This window comes from Agarivorans sp. MS3-6 (assembly GCF_054112545.1).
This window is the reverse complement of record NZ_CM134202.1, coordinates 3,916,638-3,931,996: the sequence shown is the minus strand read 5'-3', so window position 1 is coordinate 3,931,996 and position 15,359 is coordinate 3,916,638. Positions and strand designations below refer to the sequence as shown.

The window sequence follows — 15,359 nt, the reverse complement described above, 5'->3', positions numbered from 1 at the left end:
TACCAAACGCTGTTGCCAAACCCAAGCCGTTCACTATGCTCTCACGAAATCACGATAGCTTCAGCAACTAAGCGCAAACCCACCATTGGTGAATTTAGCTTCAGCAAAAATCTTGCAGTAGATTGATTTAAATTGCGCCAATGTCACATTTTTGCTGTAAAATCGCCGCTTCAAATTACTCATCACGCTCGCTGGCTACTTCAGCCACCAATACTGTCAATTAAGGCCTGCCCAAATATGATTAAACTTATCGCCCTAGATATGGACGGCACACTTCTCAATGACGAGAAAAAAATTACCCCCCGCACTCACCAAGCTATTCAAGATGCCAAACAAGCTGGTGTTAAAGTAGTGCTGGCTTCGGGTCGCCCATTGCAAGGCCTTAGTGCTTACCTAGAGCAATTAGAGCTTACCAGCGACCAAGACTTTGTCATTTCATACAATGGCTCTTTGGTACAGCGTGTGGGGAGCGGTGAAATTATTCACAAAACCACCTTGCTAGGTAGTGATGGTACCCACTTGGCTAAAATAGCTAAACAGCTCGGTGTTTTTGTGCATGCCTTTTCAGCCCAACATGGCTTGATTACTCAGCAGCACAACCCATGGACAGACATTGAATCATCTATCAATGGTATGGAGGTTAGCGAAGTAGACTTTGCCAACTTAGAGGCAAACGACGCACTAACTAAGATTATGTTTGTTGCCGAAGAGAGCGTGCTAGACAAGGCCATTGCCAACTTACCCGCCGAGTTACGAGAGCAGTACACGGTGGTTCGCAGTGCCCCGTTCTTTTTAGAGTTTCTGCACATCAACAGCAACAAAGGTGTCGGGGTTGAACAACTGGCCAAAATTCTAGGTTTAGACGCTTCACAAGTTATGTGTGCCGGTGATGCCGATAACGATCGCCACATGTTGCAATATGCCGGTTTAGCGGTCGCCATGGGCAATGCCGATGAAGAAATTAAAGCCATGGCCAACTACATTGCCCCCACTAATCTTGAAGATGGCGTAGCCGTAGCCATTGAAGAAAACGTGCTGGCAGCATTAAGCACCGTTGCAAACTAAGCAATAACGCTTAGTAAGTCATCGCACCCAGTTAGCAGCTAGCCATTAGCTGCTAATTTATCCTTTAATTCGCCTTATTCCTTCAGCGTTACATTCACCATAGGATTCAATCATAGCCATTTTTTATGCATGGCTTATGACGATTCCCTGCCGTTCAGCTTAGCTGAAGCCAAGTACAACCACAAAGCAACATCAACAGATTGATATTCGACGAGAGACGACAAATCTTAAAATATTCCTTACATATATTCGAAACCATACTATACAATCAGCCAAGAAAGGCCTTTCAGGTAGTGTTAAAAACCACTCTCTCTTAGTGTACCTGCAAACGCGACGTCCTGACGAACAACCAAATAACGGGAATAACAGTGAGCTTTTTAGAAAAACTAACCAAGGCCGAAGCTTATACATCGCAGTTTGAGTATTCCGATATCGAGCTACAACTGCCAGCCAAACAATTGTGCTGGGAATTTAATCAAGCTCCACCCAGTGATAGCGCTAAAAAGGCTGAAATATTATCAAAGCTGTTTGGCACCTATAACAAGATGGCTTTTATTGAAGCGACCTTTCGTTGTGACTATGGCTTCAACATCCACTTTCATGGCATGGCCATTGTTAATTACAACTGCGTTATTCTCGATACCTCGCCAGTAAATATCGGTGCTGGTGTTTGTATTGCACCAGGCGTTGTTATTAGTTGTGCCGGCCACGCTATCGACCCCAAGGAACGTATCCAAGGCATCACCACGTCAGCCCCCATCACCATTGAAGATGAGGTATGGATTGGCGCTAACGCTACGGTATGTGCTGGCGTCACTATTGGCAAGGGCAGCATTATAGGCGCTGGCAGTGTGGTTGTTAACGACATTCCTGCTGGCGTTATTGCCGTGGGCAGCCCGTGTAAAACAATGAGAGCGATTACTGAAAAAGACCGTATAGCATTCAACAAGGTATGAACAACTAGCGAGCCTTAGTAAAAAAAATCTCTAGGTGTCAACTGAGCAACACCTAGAGATTGCTAAAACTAAAATCTTTCGACCCTGCAACTCTTCTCCCTCACCCTTGCTTACCCTTCAACTATCTACCCTACAAAATAAAACGCGCGTTTATTGTTCTTTCTGTCGATAATTTAGTCATCAAACTGCCATAAATAAGTCACTGAACTGACATGTCTAGATAAGCTAATTGTCATATTCCAAGCCTAAATTATTGTTCAAAACAACCGCAGGATTTTGTGATGAGCAATCAAGTAATTGCAGTAAAACAATTGAATAAACACTTTGAAGACAACCATGCCTTAAAGAGTGTCGACTTAAGTGTTGAGCAAGGCGAGATGGTGGCATTACTGGGGCCGTCTGGCTCGGGTAAATCTACCTTACTTCGCCACTTGAACGGTCTAGTAAACAGCGATAAAAACAGCAAAGGTTACATCGAAGTCCTTGGTTTGCCGGTGCAGCGAAATGGTAAGTTTTGTAAAGGCATACGCCAAAGTCGCAGCCAAATGGGTTATATCTTTCAGCAGTTCAATCTAGTGAACCGATTAAGTGTATTACACAATGTGTTAATTGGCGCCTTAAGTGTTACCCCTAGCTGGCGCAGCCTTACCGGTCGCTTTACCTTTGAGCAAAAACGCCAAGCTTTAGCGGCTCTTAAACGTGTAGGCCTAGAGCAATTTGCCCTGCAACGTGTGTCTACCCTATCTGGTGGCCAGCAGCAACGAGTGGCAATTGCTCGCGCTTTAATGCAACAAGCCAAAATCATTTTAGCCGATGAACCCATCGCCTCGTTGGATCCAGAATCATCACGCATCGTGATGGAAATTCTCACCGACATCAATCAACAAGAAGGCATCGCAGTTGTGGTGACCTTACATCAAGTTGACTACGCCAGACGTTATTGCCCACGCGTTGTGGCCTTAAAGCTTGGCGAAGTTTTTTACGACGGTTCAAGTGAACAACTCGATGAAGCCACACTGGCGGCTTTATATGGTTCTAAAGCCGAGCTTAATACCAGCGAAGAAAATGACCTTGCAGTACAACAACTATGGCCACAGATGGCCTAACCCCACTTTATAAAGGAGATAGATGGCATGTTAAAGCTAATCAAGCAGACAGCCTTTGCTACGGCAGTCGTTGCCGCAGCAGTGAGTTCAACCATGGTAACAGCTGCTGAAAAAGCGATGGACACCATCAATTTTGGGATTATTTCTACTGAATCTCAGCAAAATTTAAAAACCACTTGGACACCATTTTTAGAAGCGATGGAACAAAAAACAGGTTTTAAAGTTAAGGCCTTCTTCGCCCCTGACTACGCTGGCATCATTCAAGGGATGCGTTTTGACAAAGTAGACATTGCTTGGTATGGCAACAAGTCAGCCATGGAAGCAGTAGACCGCGCTGGCGGCGAAATCTTCGCTCAAACCGTAGACGTTACCGGCAATCCTGGTTACTGGAGTGTACTAGTGACGCATAAAGACAGCCCGCTAAACAGTCTAGATGACGTTATTGCTAAACGTGGCGAGCTGACGTTTGGTAACGGCGATCCAAACTCTACTTCTGGCTTCTTAGTACCTTCGTACTACGTATTTGCCCAAAACAACATTTCAGTGTCTGATTTTAAACGCAGCATGAACTCAGGTCACGAAGCCAACGCCTTAGCCGCTGCAGCCAAGCAAGTTGACGTAGCGACCGGTAACACCGAAAACATGGATCGTTTAGAAATTACCGCGCCAAAAAAATTCGCAAAGCTTAAAGTAATTTGGAAGTCTCCTCTTATTCCTTCAGACCCTATCGTTTGGCGTAAAAACCTACCAGAAAGTGTTAAAGGCGAACTATACGACTTCTTTATGGAGTACGGCACAACGGGCGACGCAAAAGAACTTGCCGTATTAGAAGCACTGCAGTGGGCCCCTTTCAAAGCGTCTAGTGACCTGCAACTATTGCCTATACGCCAATTGGTATTGTTCAAAAACCGCATCAACACAGAAAACGACAGCCAAATGTCTAAGGCTGAAAAAGCGGCCGAGCTAGCGGTAATTGACGCACAACTCGCCGACCTTAACCGTAAACAAAGCGCGATTACGGCGATGGCTAACTAACATGCATAAAGCTGGGCTTAGGCCCAGTTTTTGTTAGTGCAACTTATCTAGACATGTTGAGAAATAACCATGAATACCGAAGCCGAAATCCTTAACCCCGCTAGCAAACCTGCTTGGTTAAGCTTATTTTTTTGGGGCCTTGCCATCGCCGCCCTAAGCTGGAGTTGGCAAGGCGCTGAAATTGCACCAATGAAGATCTACAACGATGCTGGCAATATGGCCGAGTTAGCCAGTGATTTCTTTCCGCCTGATTTTAGCGACATTAGCTACTACCTCGAAGAAATGCTAATCACCCTGCATATAGCCATTTGGGGCACCATTTTCTCGATTATCTTATCGGTTCCTTTTGGCTTAATGTGCGCCGAAAACGTGGTTCCAGCTTGGATATATCAACCTATGCGTCGCCTAATGGATGCCGCTCGTGCGATTAACGAAATGGTGTTTGCCATGTTGTTTGTGGTCACCGTGGGTCTTGGCCCCTTTGCGGGAGTAATGGCCTTGTTTATTCATACTACCGGGGTGCTTGCCAAGCTGTTCTCTGAAGCCGTAGAAGCCATTGACCCTGGCCAGGTTGAAGGTGTGCGAGCAACTGGCGCCAATAAACTTGAAGAAATTGTCTACGGGGTTATTCCTCAGGTATTACCGCTATGGATTTCCTTCTCTTTGTATCGCTTTGAATCCAATGTTCGCTCGGCCACCGTAGTTGGCATGGTAGGCGCAGGCGGTATCGGAGTCATTTTGTGGGAGAGCATCCGCGGATTTATGTTCCCACAAACCTGTGCCGTAATGATCATCATTGTGGCCACAGTAAGTCTGCTAGATGTTGCCTCACAACGCGTTAGAAAACTGTTTATCTAAGAGAGCTGAATGATGCCGCGTTATCAAGAAATAGCCTTGAGCTTAGAAAAAGAAATTAGCCATGCTTATCAGGCTGGACAGTACTTGCCGCCAGAACAGCGCTTAGCTGAACGCTACCAAGTAAACCGCCATACTCTGCGTCGGGCTATCGACGAGCTAGTGCTAAAAGGCTGGTTATTACGCCAACAAGGTAAAGGCGTAATGGTGCTCACTAAACCGGTGCGCTATCCGCTGCATTCCGGCGCTAAGTTTACCGATAACTTGCTTAACGCTGGCGCAAAGCCCAATAGCCGAGTACTTAGCTTGCTGCGCACTAACGCCAACACTCAGGTGGCCAAGGGCTTGGCCGTAGAATTGGCCAGCCCGATCATTCAACTGAAAACGCTACGTTTTATCGACCAAGTGCCTATTAGCATTGTGTTTCATCACCTGCGAGTAGGCGAACACGACAGTGTGTTAAGCCGTTATCAGCAAGGTTCATTACATCATTTTTTAGCCGAGCATTGCCACATTGAGCTGCGCCGCCAGCAAACCGTGGTGAGTGCGCAACGCCCCAATAAGCAAGACTGCGCTTGTTTGCAAATTGATGCCAGCAACCCACTGCTTACCCTACAAACGGTGAACGTAGATCAACAAAAAGTCCCTTTTGAATTTTCTATTTCTCACATTAGAGCTGAACTGGTAGAGCTCAGCTTGGAGCACCCACTATGACGACCGCAACAACCGTAAACGTGGCCGCCCGCCAGCACTGGATGGCAGTGTTAGCCCAGGCCCCATATCCAGAGCTATCGCGCCGCTGGCAACAGCTAAATCTAGATCCGCAATGCGAGGTGATTCGCCAACCAGAAGTCGGCCTAGCACGACTACAAGGCCGCGTGGGGGGAAGTGGTGAACGTTTTAATTTGGGTGATACCACCATTACCCGCGCAACTGTGCGTTTAGAGAACGGCACCTTGGGTTATGGCTATTTACGAGGGCGAGCGAAACAACACGCACTGCTTTCAGCCATCATCGATGCCTTAATGCAAAGCAGCGAGTATGCCCCCGGCCTACAAGAAACAGTGATTCAACCCTTGGCTGAATTGCAGCTTCAGGCACTACGCCAAACCGCCGAACAAGCAGCTGAATCAAAAGTGGATTTCTTCACAGTGGTAAGGGGGGAAGACTAATGCAACAAATTGAAGCCGGTTTTGACCATAGCGTACATCAAGCCCAGCAGTGTTTTCGCGAAGTATTAAAAGCACTGAGTGAGCCGGGTACCCTTGTGCGGTTAGCGCATCACTCTGGTTTTGCGCCGCTAAATGCCGCTAGCAGCCAAGTCATTATGAGCCTATGTGACCAGCAAACAGCGGTGTACCTAAGCCCTGCGTTGGCAACAACAAGTGAACATAGTATTGAGCATGCAGTACACAACTTAGCGTTTCATAACAGTATTGCCGCTACGCCGCTTGAACAGGCTGACTTTGCGGTTATTTGCGGCCAACAAAGCGTAAATTTACAAGCACTGAAAGCAGGGTGCGATAGCAGCCCAGAACATGGTGCAACCTTGTTGGTACAAACCGAGGGCTTTAATACCGGCCCTGTATTTCGGATAAGCGGACCCGGAATTAAACAACGTCTAGAAATACAACTAGGCCAGCTTAGCGAAAGCCTAATTGATTACCTGCTAAAGCCCAGTCGCCGTTACCCCTTAGGGCTGGATTTTATGTTTTGCCATCAGCAATCTCTCGTGGCTATCAGCCGCACTACCAAGCTGGAGTTAATCAAATGTATGTAGCAGTTAAAGGCGGCGAAAAAGCCATTGCCGCCGCGCATAAGTTGCAACATCAACGCCGCCGTGGCGATAGTGGTATCGCTGAACTCAATGTTGATCAAATTAGCCAGCAGCTAAGCTTGGCGGTAGAGCGAGTGATGACCGAAGGCGGCATTTATGACCGCGAACTGGCCGCTCTGGCGATCAAACAGGCTAGCGGCGACCAAATTGAAGCGATATTTTTGCTGCGCGCCTACCGCACGACTTTACCCTTGCTGGTCACTTGCCAGCCTTTAGATACCAACAAGATGCAAGTGCAGCGTCGAATCTCGGCCACCTATAAAGATTTACCCGGTGGCCAACAACTTGGCCCCACTTATGATTATAGCCACCGCCTGCTCGACTTTTCGCTACTGGCCGAGCAGCAAACTGAACAAACAATAGCTAAGGTAGATACCTGCTCTACTGAACCACCTAATACATTACCTAGCGATAACGCGCCGTTTACCAAAGTGTTTTCTTTGTTAGAACAGCAAGGTTTAGCCAAGCCAGAACAAGATGGCGCTGAAGAGCCCGCCGATATCACTCAACAAGCGATTAGTTATCCCTGCTCTCGCGCTGCTCGATTACAACAACTGAGCCGTGGAGATGAAGGTTTTTTACTATCGCTCGCCTACTCTACACAGCGCGGTTATGGGCGCAACCACCCCTTTGCAGGAGAAATTCGCAGCGGCGAAGTGGCTATAGAGATTTGCCCAGAAGATCTCGGTTTTAGCATAGAAATTGGCAGCATTTGCTTAACCGAATGTGAGATGGTGAATGGCTTTGTTAGCCCCGAAGGTGAAGAACCTCACTTCACCCGCGGCTACGGTTTGGCATTTGGCTTTAGCGAACGTAAAGCCATGGCCGTTGCGTTACTTGATCGCTCACTACAAAGCGATCGCTACAACGAGCCCGCAGTAGGCCCCGCCCAAGACGAAGAGTTTGTATTGGCCCACGCCGACAATGTAGAAGCCGCTGGCTTTGTGTCGCACCTCAAATTGCCGCACTACGTTGATTTTCAGTCTGAATTAGAGCTGCTGCGCAAAATGCGCCAGCAAGGAGAGTAGCCATGACCAGCTTTAGCCAACAAGCGGCCGCACTAAGCCACAATGACCAACAATACAATTTTGCTTATTTAGATGAACAAACCAAACGAATGATCCGCCGTGCCATTTTAAAAGGGGTGGCCATTCCTGGTTACCAAGTGCCCTTTGGTGGACGAGAGATGCCAATGCCTTATGGCTGGGGAACCGGTGGGATCATGCTAAGCGCATCGATCTTGGGTCAAAATGATGTGCTTAAAGTCATAGACCAAGGCGCAGATGACACCACCAATGCGGTATCTATTCGCCAGTTTTTTAGCAAAGTGTGTGACATTGCCACCACCGAGAAAACTGAAAGCGCCAGTGTGATTCAAACCCGTCACCGCATTCCTGAGCAGCCCTTAAACAATGAGCAAATTTTGGTTTTTCAGGTGCCGATTCCCGAGCCTTTGCGCTTTATTGAGCCTCGCGAAACTGAAACTAAGAAAATGCACGCCCTAGAAGAATACGGGTCTATGCAGGTGAAGCTTTATGAAGACATCGTTAAGTATGGCTATATTGCTACCAGTTATGCCTATCCAGTAAAAGTGCATGGTCGCTACTTGATGGACCCTTCGCCGATCCCTAAGTTTGATAACCCCAAATTACATCAATCGGAAGCACTGATGATTTTTGGCGCAGGACGCGAAAAACGTATTTACTGCATTCCCCCCTATACCGATGTATACAGCCTCGACTTTGAAGATCACCCATTTAGTATTCAGCAATGGAATGAGCCCTGCAGCCTATGTGGTAGCCACGATACCTTCCTTGATGAGGTGTTAATCGATGACCAAGGGCAGCACATGTTTATTTGTTCAGATACCGACTTCTGCCAAACGCGGCAGTCTACAGCCCAAGGAGCTAGCCATGACTAATCTAGCCACTATTAAGCCAACATCTCGGCTTGATGACAGCCCACAAGCTACTGTGCTTAGCGATGCACTAAGGCAAGACCAAGCGCTATTACAAGCGCAAAACTTAAGCATGCTTTACGCACCAGGCAAAGGCTTTGAAGCGGTAGACCTAGAACTATTCCCAGGTGAAGTGTTAGCGATTGTCGGCGAATCGGGGTCGGGTAAAACCACCCTGCTCAAAACCCTGTCTGGTCGCTTAAACCCTCAAACTGGTAGCGTTAATTTTCAAGCTGAGCCAAACCACACAGCCGAGCTGTATCAGATTAGCGAAGCTGAGCGACGCCGCTTAATCAGAGAAAACTTTGGCATAGTACATCAACACCCCTTAGATGGTCTGCGCCCGCGTGTGTCGGCTGGCGGCAATATTGGTGAGCGCTTAATGGAGGTAGGCTGGCGCAACTATGCTGAGATTCGCCAAGAAGCGCTAACTTGGCTTAATGCGGTAGAAATAGACCCGAGCCGCATTGACGACATGCCATTAACTTTTTCTGGTGGAATGCAGCAGCGGCTGCAAATAGCCCGAAATTTGGTCACTCACCCCAAATTGGTCTTTATGGATGAGCCCACGGGCGGCTTAGACGTATCGGTACAAGCACGCTTATTAGATTTAATTCGTAACTTAGTCACCGAACTGCAACTTGCAGTGGTTATTGTTACGCATGATTTAGCCGTAGCACGCCTACTAGCGCATCGAATTATTGTGATGAAACAAGGCCAGATCGTTGAGAGCGGTTTAACCGACCGCGTGTTAGACGACCCAAGCCATGCCTATACCCAACTTTTAGTTTCATCCGTTCTTCAACAATAACCGCCTCGCTCATTTAAGGAATCATCATGACACCACTCATGATTGCTAAAGACATCGACAAAACCTTTGTATTGCATAATCAGGGGGCTGCGCGTTTGCCGGTTTTACGCCAGCAAAATGTAGAAATATTTGCTGGGGAATGCTTAGTATTAAACGGCTGCTCTGGCTCGGGTAAATCCAGCTTACTGCGCTCGCTATACGGTAACTACCAGATAGACCACGGTGAACTACTGATCCGCCAAGGCGAGCAATGGTTAGATATGGCCAAGGCGCAGCCACGTGACATTATTGCCTTACGTAGAGCCACCATTGGTTGGGTAAGCCAATTTTTGCGGGTGATCCCACGCTTATCAGCCTTAGATATTGTCATGCAGCCAATGCTAGAAAATGGCATTAGCGAACAATTCGCCAAACCCAAAGCGCAAGCATTGTTAAGTCAATTGAATGTTCCTGAAAGCCTCTGGGGCTTAGCCCCTGCTACCTTCTCGGGTGGTGAGCAACAACGAGTAAACATTGCCCGTGGCTTTGCCCTAGATTACCCGATTTTGTTGCTCGATGAACCTACCGCGTCTTTAGATAAGCAAAATGCCCAACAAGTGGTTGAGCTCATTTTAGCCGCTAAGCAACGCGGCGCCGCCATTGTAGGTATCTTCCACGATATATGGGTACGCGATTTAGTCGCCGACCGCTTACACAATATGCAAAACCCGTCTCAGCTAGCAGGATAAGACCATGATTATCACCAATGTAAATATGATTCTAGAGCACGAAATTGTGAAGGGATCGTTAGAAGTGCGCGAAGGCCGTATTGTAGCGCTAAGTGATACCCAAAGTTCGCATTGCAGTGCCATTAATGGTGATGGGGCCTATCTATTACCAGGCTTAATTGAATTGCATACCGATAATTTAGAAAAATTTTTCACCCCTCGCCCCAAGGTTAGCTGGCCGGGTGGTTCGGCCATGGCTAGTCACGATGCTTTAATGGTATCGAGTGGCATTACGACCGTGTTAGATGCCATTGCCCTTGGTTATATTAATGACCACGGCACCCGTTTAGCCAACCTAGAGCGGATGTTACACACCATTGTAAACAGCCAACAGCGGGGCCTAAATAGAGCCGAACATCTACTACACTTACGCTGTGAATTGCCCAATGCTGATACCGCCAATATTTTTGAGACTTTGGTGGAGCAAGGTCCCGTAGCCATGGTGTCATTAATGGACCACACCCCCGGTCAGCGCCAGTTTGTTGATAGCGAAAAATATCGCACCTACTACATGGGAAAATATGGGCTGAACGAACAAGAAATGGCCAGCTTTGAAGCCGAACAAACAGCGGCTTCAGCGCTATGGTCTGATGCCAACCGTAAACACATTGCGGCCTCGGCGCGTGAACGCGGTATTGCTTTAGCTAGCCACGACGACGCCACGCTAGCGCATGCTGTTGAGTCGGCCGCTTTAGGTTGCTCGGTGGCCGAGTTTCCTACCACGGTGGCGGCCGCCAAAGCCTCACACGAAGTTGGCCTGCAAGTGATGATGGGCGGGCCTAATATTGTGCGCGGAGGCTCTCACTCGGGTAACGTTGCCGCAGCAGAGCTTGCTCGCGAAGGCGTGTTAGATATTCTATCTTCTGACTATTACCCCGCTAGTTTGCTCGATGCAGCCTACCAAGTGGCCAATATGGAAGATAACAACTACGATCTTTGTCAGGCAATTCAAATGGTAAGCCTTACTCCAGCCAATACTCTTGGAATGGACGATAGAGGCAGCATTTTTGAGGGTAAGCGAGCCGATTTAGTGTTGGCTAAACCCAGCGACGATCGCCTTCAGGTGCAACAAGTTTGGCGCGAAGGAGAGCGAGTATTTTGATATTTCCCAGTAACCATGACAAGGAAGCAGCCAGCGAAGCCAAACTGTTCTATTTGGTTGGGCCGTCAGGCTCAGGCAAAGACAGCATTATCAACTCATTACGCAACCAGCTGCAAACCGACAGTAATGTGCTAATAGCTCAACGCTATATCACTCGCCCTGTTGATGGCAGTGGCGAAACTCATATAGCGCTGAGTGTGCCAGAGTTTATTCAGCGTAAAGATAGCGGTTTGTTTGCCATGGACTGGCAAGCGAATGGCTTTCATTATGCAGTGGGTAACGAAGTAAATAGCTGGCTGAGCATGGGCTTTTCAGTGTTATTTAATGGCTCTCGCCAACACATTGATTTAGCTGAAGATCTATTTGGCGAGCGCTTACGGGTTATAGCCTTAGAGGTCAGTCCTGAAGTTCTGGCCGAGCGTTTACGCCTGCGAGGGCGAGAGAGCCAGCTCGACATTGAGGCCCGCTTACGCCGCAATGAGCAATACCAAACCAACCTGCCAAAACAATGCTGGCGTTTAGCCAACAACCGCAATCTAGACAGCACCGTGAGCAAGCTGCTCAAATATATTGAAGCCGAAACCACCGAGTTATATATCCAATGAAGCTAACCTTATTAGGTACCGGTAACGTACAGGCTTGCCCCTTATATGGCTGCGAATGTGCGGCTTGTCAGCAGGCCACCCTTGACCCCGCTAAAGCCAGACATTTGTGTTCGGCAGTGTTAGAGGTTAATGGCCAACAATTATTGATTGATGCCAATCACCCTCAGCTGCAAAGCCGTTTTCCAGCCGGCTCGATTGATGCCATCCTGCTGACGCACTATCACATGGATCATGTACAAGCGTTATTTGAGTTACGCTGGGGAGTTGCTGACCCGATCCCTGTTTATCAACCTGACGATCCCGACGGGTGTGATGATTTATTTAAACACCCCGGTTTGTTGCAATTTCTGCCGCCTAATCAAGCGAATCAAGCGTTCAAGTTAGCGGGTATTAGCATTACCCCGCTAAGCCTAAACCACTCAAAGCCTACTTTAGGGTATTTGTTTAGCAGTGAACAAGGCCGAATAGCTTATCTCACCGACACTTTAGGTATTCCTGAACAAAGCTGGCAACAACTACTGCGCAATCCCCCTAAGTATCTGGTGATAGATTGCAGTGTTCCCCCCTCTCATCGTTCTGGTAACCATAACAATCTCAATGATGTCTTGGCTCTCGCGAGTGCCCTTCCAGATAGCGATTGGATACTCACCCACATCGGCCATGAATTAGACCTTTACCTAATGCAAAATCCCGATTGCCTTAACAGCAACGTGAGCGTGGCTTATGACGGCTTGGAAATCAGCCTTTAACGACGACCATTTAAAGGAGACTAAGATGGCCATTATTGCCCCAGGAAATAACTTACACTCTGCGCCCTCGGTAGCTGAAAGCTCTTCAGTAAGCTGCAGCCAATTAGGCGCTTGGACTGAAATTGGTGAGCGCTGTTTATTGGACAACGTAGAATTTGGCGATTACAGCTACGCGCAAAATGATGTGGATATAGCCCTTTGTGAAGTGGGAAAATTTGTCTCAATTGCCTCAAGTGTGCGCATCAACCCCAGCAATCACCCTTGGTGGCGCGCTAGTCTTCATCACTTTAGCTACCGCCCACAAAAGTATGGTTTGGCGAGCAGCGTTGACGAGCAAGTATTTGTATGGCGCGCCGACAATAAAGTCACCATTGGTCACGATGTATGGATAGGCCATGGCGCGATTATAATGCCCGGAGTCAACATTGGTAATGGCGCCATTGTCGGCTCTGGCAGTATCGTGACTAAAGATGTACCTGCGTGGCATATTGTTGTTGGCAACCCCGCCAAGATATTGCGCCCGCGTTTTGAACAAGCTGATGTGGGCCAGCGTTTAGATAAACTGGCGTGGTGGAATTGGTCTCACCAACAACTGGCCAAAGCCTTACCGCTATTTCAGCAAGATTGCTTAAGCTTTTTAGAACACTATGAAAACCATGCTGCGGCAGAATCGGCTTAATGCCAACAAGCAATCATAAAGTGGCCTTTGCCATTCATGGTATGGCCATCGCTCAAACCCTGCTGTGGGCCAGTCTTTATTATAGTTTTCCGGCACTATTGCTCACTTGGCAAAAGCAGTTAAGTGGATCGTTGGCCGAGCTATCCTTAGCCTTTACTTTGGCGCTGGTGGTATCGGCTTGTTGCTCACCACTTATAGGCCGTTTGATTGACCAAGGCAGAGGCAATAAAGTGTTAGTACTGAGCGCTATTGTTGGCGGCTTAGGGCTAGTGATGTTAGGTCAGATTCAACAGCTTTGGCAGTTTTATTTATGCTGGGCTTTGATTGGCACAGCCAGTGCTGGTTGTTTATATGAACCCTGTTTTGCTTTTTTAACGCGTTACACCGGGGCTAAGGCTAAATCGGCTATCACTAAAGTGACCTTATATGCGGGTTTTGCTGGCACCTTAAGCTTTCCCGTTTGCTTTTATTTAGTCGCTCAAGTGGGCTGGCAGTCGACCACCAGCATTTTGGGTTTAATGATCATTTTAGTGGCGGTTCCGCTGCTGTGGTTTAGCGCAAATACGCTACAAAATGCCCATTACTCAACAATAGAGCCCACAAATAAAAACCTGCCGACAACTGCGCTTTCCAGCCTAAAAACACTGAGCTTTTGGCTAATTGCTAGTGCGTTTTCACTGAGCGCTTTAAACCACACCGTGGTGGTAAATTACCTGCTCCCCAGCATGTATGCTCTCCACTTTACCCCCATTAATGCGGTATGGGTGATGTCGATAATAGGGCCAATGCAAGTGCTTGGCAGAATAGTCATAATGAGCCTAGATAAGCACCTGACTAACCAGGTCATTGCGATGCTGTGTTTCTTTAGCATGTTTACGGCGGCCTGCCTATTGTGGCTATTAGGGCACTGGCCACATTGGATTTGGTTTTTTGTCGTTCTGCAAGGCGCCGCTTATGGGGTCACCAGCATTATGCGGCCAGTACTCACGAAACAATTATTAGGAAGAGAAAACTTTGGCGCTATATCTGGATACTTGGCTGTGCCCTATTTACTGGCTAGTGCGTGTGCACCCTTTTTAGGCGCCTTTGTTTGGCAGATACGCCAACAGCAAGCCATTTTTGCCTTGGTCAGTATCAGCGCTTTGTTAGGCTTGCTGGCGATGACGGCTTGTTGCTTACAACAAGCCGTCAATACGACTAACTATCAGAAATTAACCGCTAATCCTAAGTAAGCGCCATTGTTACTGGTATTGTAGCTATGCGTAGAAATATCTTCATATTGGTAGCCACCAGAGAGTTCGATAGAGCTAACGACCAAATCTGCTAATTCATAGTTAAGACCCGCGCGGAATCGGTTGGCTTTGTAATCTTCGTTAGTCACCGACCATTTCAAATCACTTTCTACGCCCAAACCAGTGCCGGGGAAGCGCCATGCCACTCGGCCAACTGCATAGATTTGCTCGCCATCATCAGAACCAGCTAAAAAGCTATCAGCACTGTCCCAGCTTTCATAACCGGCGCCTAAGTCTAAGTATAAGCCTGCGGTATCAAATAGGTTGTAGTACAACTCCGCTTGGTAACTTGAACCATCTGCCGCATCGCCTTGCTTACGTTTATTTACGCCAATAGCAACATTAGGAATGAGCGGCACGAAGTGCTTTAAACGCAACTCCATATCACCCTGCCACGCAGAAGACGCTTTAGGGTCGGTATCGGTTTGCGCTATGTGACTCGCAAGAGTAAGACCAATAAGATCAGCTTGAACAGGTAAAGCAACAGAAGCGAAAACAGCAGCGCCAACAGCTAGGCGAAATTTCATGGTGAGTCCTTTAACT

General features: G+C 47.7%; 18 protein-coding genes. 17 read left to right on the top strand and 1 reads right to left on the bottom strand.

Features of this window, described 5'->3' with window-relative positions:
* The first annotated feature begins 237 nt into the window (after positions 1-237).
* The 17 genes from yidA to ACVFI8_RS18035 all read left to right on the top strand — a co-directional run bounded on the left by yidA (position 238) and on the right by ACVFI8_RS18035 (position 14,756).
* Complete coding sequence (yidA, locus tag ACVFI8_RS18115) at positions 238-1,065, top strand: sugar-phosphatase (protein WP_457872184.1); 828 nt, start codon at positions 238-240, stop codon at positions 1,063-1,065.
* A 368-nt stretch (positions 1,066-1,433) separates the two neighbouring features.
* Positions 1,434-2,021, top strand: coding sequence for a sugar O-acetyltransferase (locus tag ACVFI8_RS18110; protein WP_457872183.1), 588 nt, complete (start codon positions 1,434-1,436; stop codon positions 2,019-2,021).
* Positions 2,022-2,302: 281 nt separating this feature from the next.
* On the top strand, positions 2,303-3,127 hold the full coding sequence (phnC, locus tag ACVFI8_RS18105) for a phosphonate ABC transporter ATP-binding protein (protein ID WP_457872182.1): 825 nt from the start codon (positions 2,303-2,305) through the stop codon (positions 3,125-3,127).
* Positions 3,128-3,154: 27 nt separating this feature from the next.
* Positions 3,155-4,162 (top strand): phosphonate ABC transporter substrate-binding protein, encoded by a 1,008-nt coding sequence (gene phnD / locus ACVFI8_RS18100; RefSeq protein ID WP_457872180.1) that lies wholly within the window; start codon positions 3,155-3,157, stop codon positions 4,160-4,162.
* A gap of 69 nt (positions 4,163-4,231) precedes the next feature.
* Positions 4,232-5,020 (top strand): phosphonate ABC transporter, permease protein PhnE, encoded by a 789-nt coding sequence (gene phnE / locus ACVFI8_RS18095; protein ID WP_248712193.1) that lies wholly within the window; start codon positions 4,232-4,234, stop codon positions 5,018-5,020.
* A 9-nt stretch (positions 5,021-5,029) separates the two neighbouring features.
* Positions 5,030-5,731 carry a phosphonate metabolism transcriptional regulator PhnF gene (gene phnF / locus ACVFI8_RS18090; protein ID WP_248712194.1) on the top strand — a complete coding sequence of 234 codons (702 nt, stop codon included), beginning with the start codon at positions 5,030-5,032 and terminating at the stop codon, positions 5,729-5,731.
* Entirely contained in the window at positions 5,728-6,189 is a 462-nt protein-coding gene (gene phnG / locus ACVFI8_RS18085) for a phosphonate C-P lyase system protein PhnG (protein WP_248712195.1), read from the top strand. The genes phnF and phnG overlap by 4 nt, the downstream gene beginning before the upstream one ends.
* Positions 6,189-6,797, top strand: coding sequence for a phosphonate C-P lyase system protein PhnH (gene phnH / locus ACVFI8_RS18080; RefSeq protein ID WP_457872178.1), 609 nt, complete (start codon positions 6,189-6,191; stop codon positions 6,795-6,797). Before phnG ends, phnH begins: the two co-directional genes overlap by 1 nt.
* Positions 6,788-7,882, top strand: a complete 1,095-nt coding sequence (locus ACVFI8_RS18075) for a carbon-phosphorus lyase complex subunit PhnI (RefSeq protein WP_457872176.1) — start codon at positions 6,788-6,790, stop codon at positions 7,880-7,882. The genes phnH and ACVFI8_RS18075 overlap by 10 nt, the downstream gene beginning before the upstream one ends.
* Positions 7,883-7,884: 2 nt before the next feature.
* Positions 7,885-8,775, top strand: a complete 891-nt coding sequence (locus ACVFI8_RS18070) for an alpha-D-ribose 1-methylphosphonate 5-phosphate C-P-lyase PhnJ (protein WP_457872174.1) — start codon at positions 7,885-7,887, stop codon at positions 8,773-8,775.
* Complete coding sequence (gene phnK, locus ACVFI8_RS18065; RefSeq protein ID WP_256469276.1) at positions 8,768-9,622, top strand: phosphonate C-P lyase system protein PhnK; 855 nt, start codon at positions 8,768-8,770, stop codon at positions 9,620-9,622. The genes ACVFI8_RS18070 and phnK overlap by 8 nt, the downstream gene beginning before the upstream one ends.
* A gap of 26 nt (positions 9,623-9,648) precedes the next feature.
* Positions 9,649-10,350 (top strand): phosphonate C-P lyase system protein PhnL, encoded by a 702-nt coding sequence (phnL, locus tag ACVFI8_RS18060; RefSeq protein WP_248712199.1) that lies wholly within the window; start codon positions 9,649-9,651, stop codon positions 10,348-10,350.
* 4 nt (positions 10,351-10,354) lie between these two features.
* A complete protein-coding gene (gene phnM, locus ACVFI8_RS18055; protein WP_248712200.1) occupies positions 10,355-11,491 on the top strand; it encodes an alpha-D-ribose 1-methylphosphonate 5-triphosphate diphosphatase in 1,137 nt (378 codons plus the stop codon).
* Positions 11,488-12,096: a ribose 1,5-bisphosphokinase gene (phnN, locus tag ACVFI8_RS18050; RefSeq protein WP_248712201.1), complete on the top strand. Its 609-nt coding sequence runs from the start codon at positions 11,488-11,490 to the stop codon at positions 12,094-12,096. Before phnM ends, phnN begins: the two co-directional genes overlap by 4 nt.
* A complete protein-coding gene (phnP, locus tag ACVFI8_RS18045) occupies positions 12,093-12,845 on the top strand; it encodes a phosphonate metabolism protein PhnP (RefSeq protein WP_457872172.1) in 753 nt (250 codons plus the stop codon). The genes phnN and phnP overlap by 4 nt, the downstream gene beginning before the upstream one ends.
* A 25-nt stretch (positions 12,846-12,870) precedes the next feature.
* Entirely contained in the window at positions 12,871-13,524 is a 654-nt protein-coding gene (locus ACVFI8_RS18040) for a DapH/DapD/GlmU-related protein (protein WP_457872171.1), read from the top strand.
* Positions 13,524-14,756: an MFS transporter gene (locus ACVFI8_RS18035; RefSeq protein WP_457872170.1), complete on the top strand. Its 1,233-nt coding sequence runs from the start codon at positions 13,524-13,526 to the stop codon at positions 14,754-14,756. The genes ACVFI8_RS18040 and ACVFI8_RS18035 overlap by 1 nt, the downstream gene beginning before the upstream one ends.
* Here ACVFI8_RS18035 and ACVFI8_RS18030 read toward each other — a convergent pair.
* Positions 14,729-15,343 (bottom strand): porin family protein, encoded by a 615-nt coding sequence (locus ACVFI8_RS18030; RefSeq protein WP_248712205.1) that lies wholly within the window; start codon positions 15,341-15,343, stop codon positions 14,729-14,731. The two genes, ACVFI8_RS18035 and ACVFI8_RS18030, sit on opposite strands and share 28 nt — an antisense overlap.
* Positions 15,344-15,359: the final 16 nt, after the last annotated feature.

Bases quoted from the DNA above. Each gene is read 5' to 3' on its own strand.
- yidA (WP_457872184.1), top strand. From the start codon at position 238: ATGATTAAACTTATCGCCCTAGATATGGACGGCACACTTCTCAATGAC.
- phnC (WP_457872182.1), top strand. From the start codon at position 2,303: ATGAGCAATCAAGTAATTGCAGTAAAACAATTGAATAAACACTTTGAA.
- phnD (WP_457872180.1), top strand. From the start codon at position 3,155: ATGTTAAAGCTAATCAAGCAGACAGCCTTTGCTACGGCAGTCGTTGCC.
- phnE (WP_248712193.1), top strand. From the start codon at position 4,232: ATGAATACCGAAGCCGAAATCCTTAACCCCGCTAGCAAACCTGCTTGG.
- phnF (WP_248712194.1), top strand. From the start codon at position 5,030: ATGATGCCGCGTTATCAAGAAATAGCCTTGAGCTTAGAAAAAGAAATT.
- phnG (WP_248712195.1), top strand. From the start codon at position 5,728: ATGACGACCGCAACAACCGTAAACGTGGCCGCCCGCCAGCACTGGATG.
- phnH (WP_457872178.1), top strand. From the start codon at position 6,189: ATGCAACAAATTGAAGCCGGTTTTGACCATAGCGTACATCAAGCCCAG.
- ACVFI8_RS18075 (WP_457872176.1), top strand. From the start codon at position 6,788: ATGTATGTAGCAGTTAAAGGCGGCGAAAAAGCCATTGCCGCCGCGCAT.
- ACVFI8_RS18070 (WP_457872174.1), top strand. From the start codon at position 7,885: ATGACCAGCTTTAGCCAACAAGCGGCCGCACTAAGCCACAATGACCAA.
- phnK (WP_256469276.1), top strand. From the start codon at position 8,768: ATGACTAATCTAGCCACTATTAAGCCAACATCTCGGCTTGATGACAGC.
- phnL (WP_248712199.1), top strand. From the start codon at position 9,649: ATGACACCACTCATGATTGCTAAAGACATCGACAAAACCTTTGTATTG.
- phnM (WP_248712200.1), top strand. From the start codon at position 10,355: ATGATTATCACCAATGTAAATATGATTCTAGAGCACGAAATTGTGAAG.
- phnP (WP_457872172.1), top strand. From the start codon at position 12,093: ATGAAGCTAACCTTATTAGGTACCGGTAACGTACAGGCTTGCCCCTTA.
- ACVFI8_RS18040 (WP_457872171.1), top strand. From the start codon at position 12,871: ATGGCCATTATTGCCCCAGGAAATAACTTACACTCTGCGCCCTCGGTA.
- ACVFI8_RS18035 (WP_457872170.1), top strand. From the start codon at position 13,524: ATGCCAACAAGCAATCATAAAGTGGCCTTTGCCATTCATGGTATGGCC.
- ACVFI8_RS18030 (WP_248712205.1), bottom strand. From the start codon at position 15,343: ATGAAATTTCGCCTAGCTGTTGGCGCTGCTGTTTTCGCTTCTGTTGCT.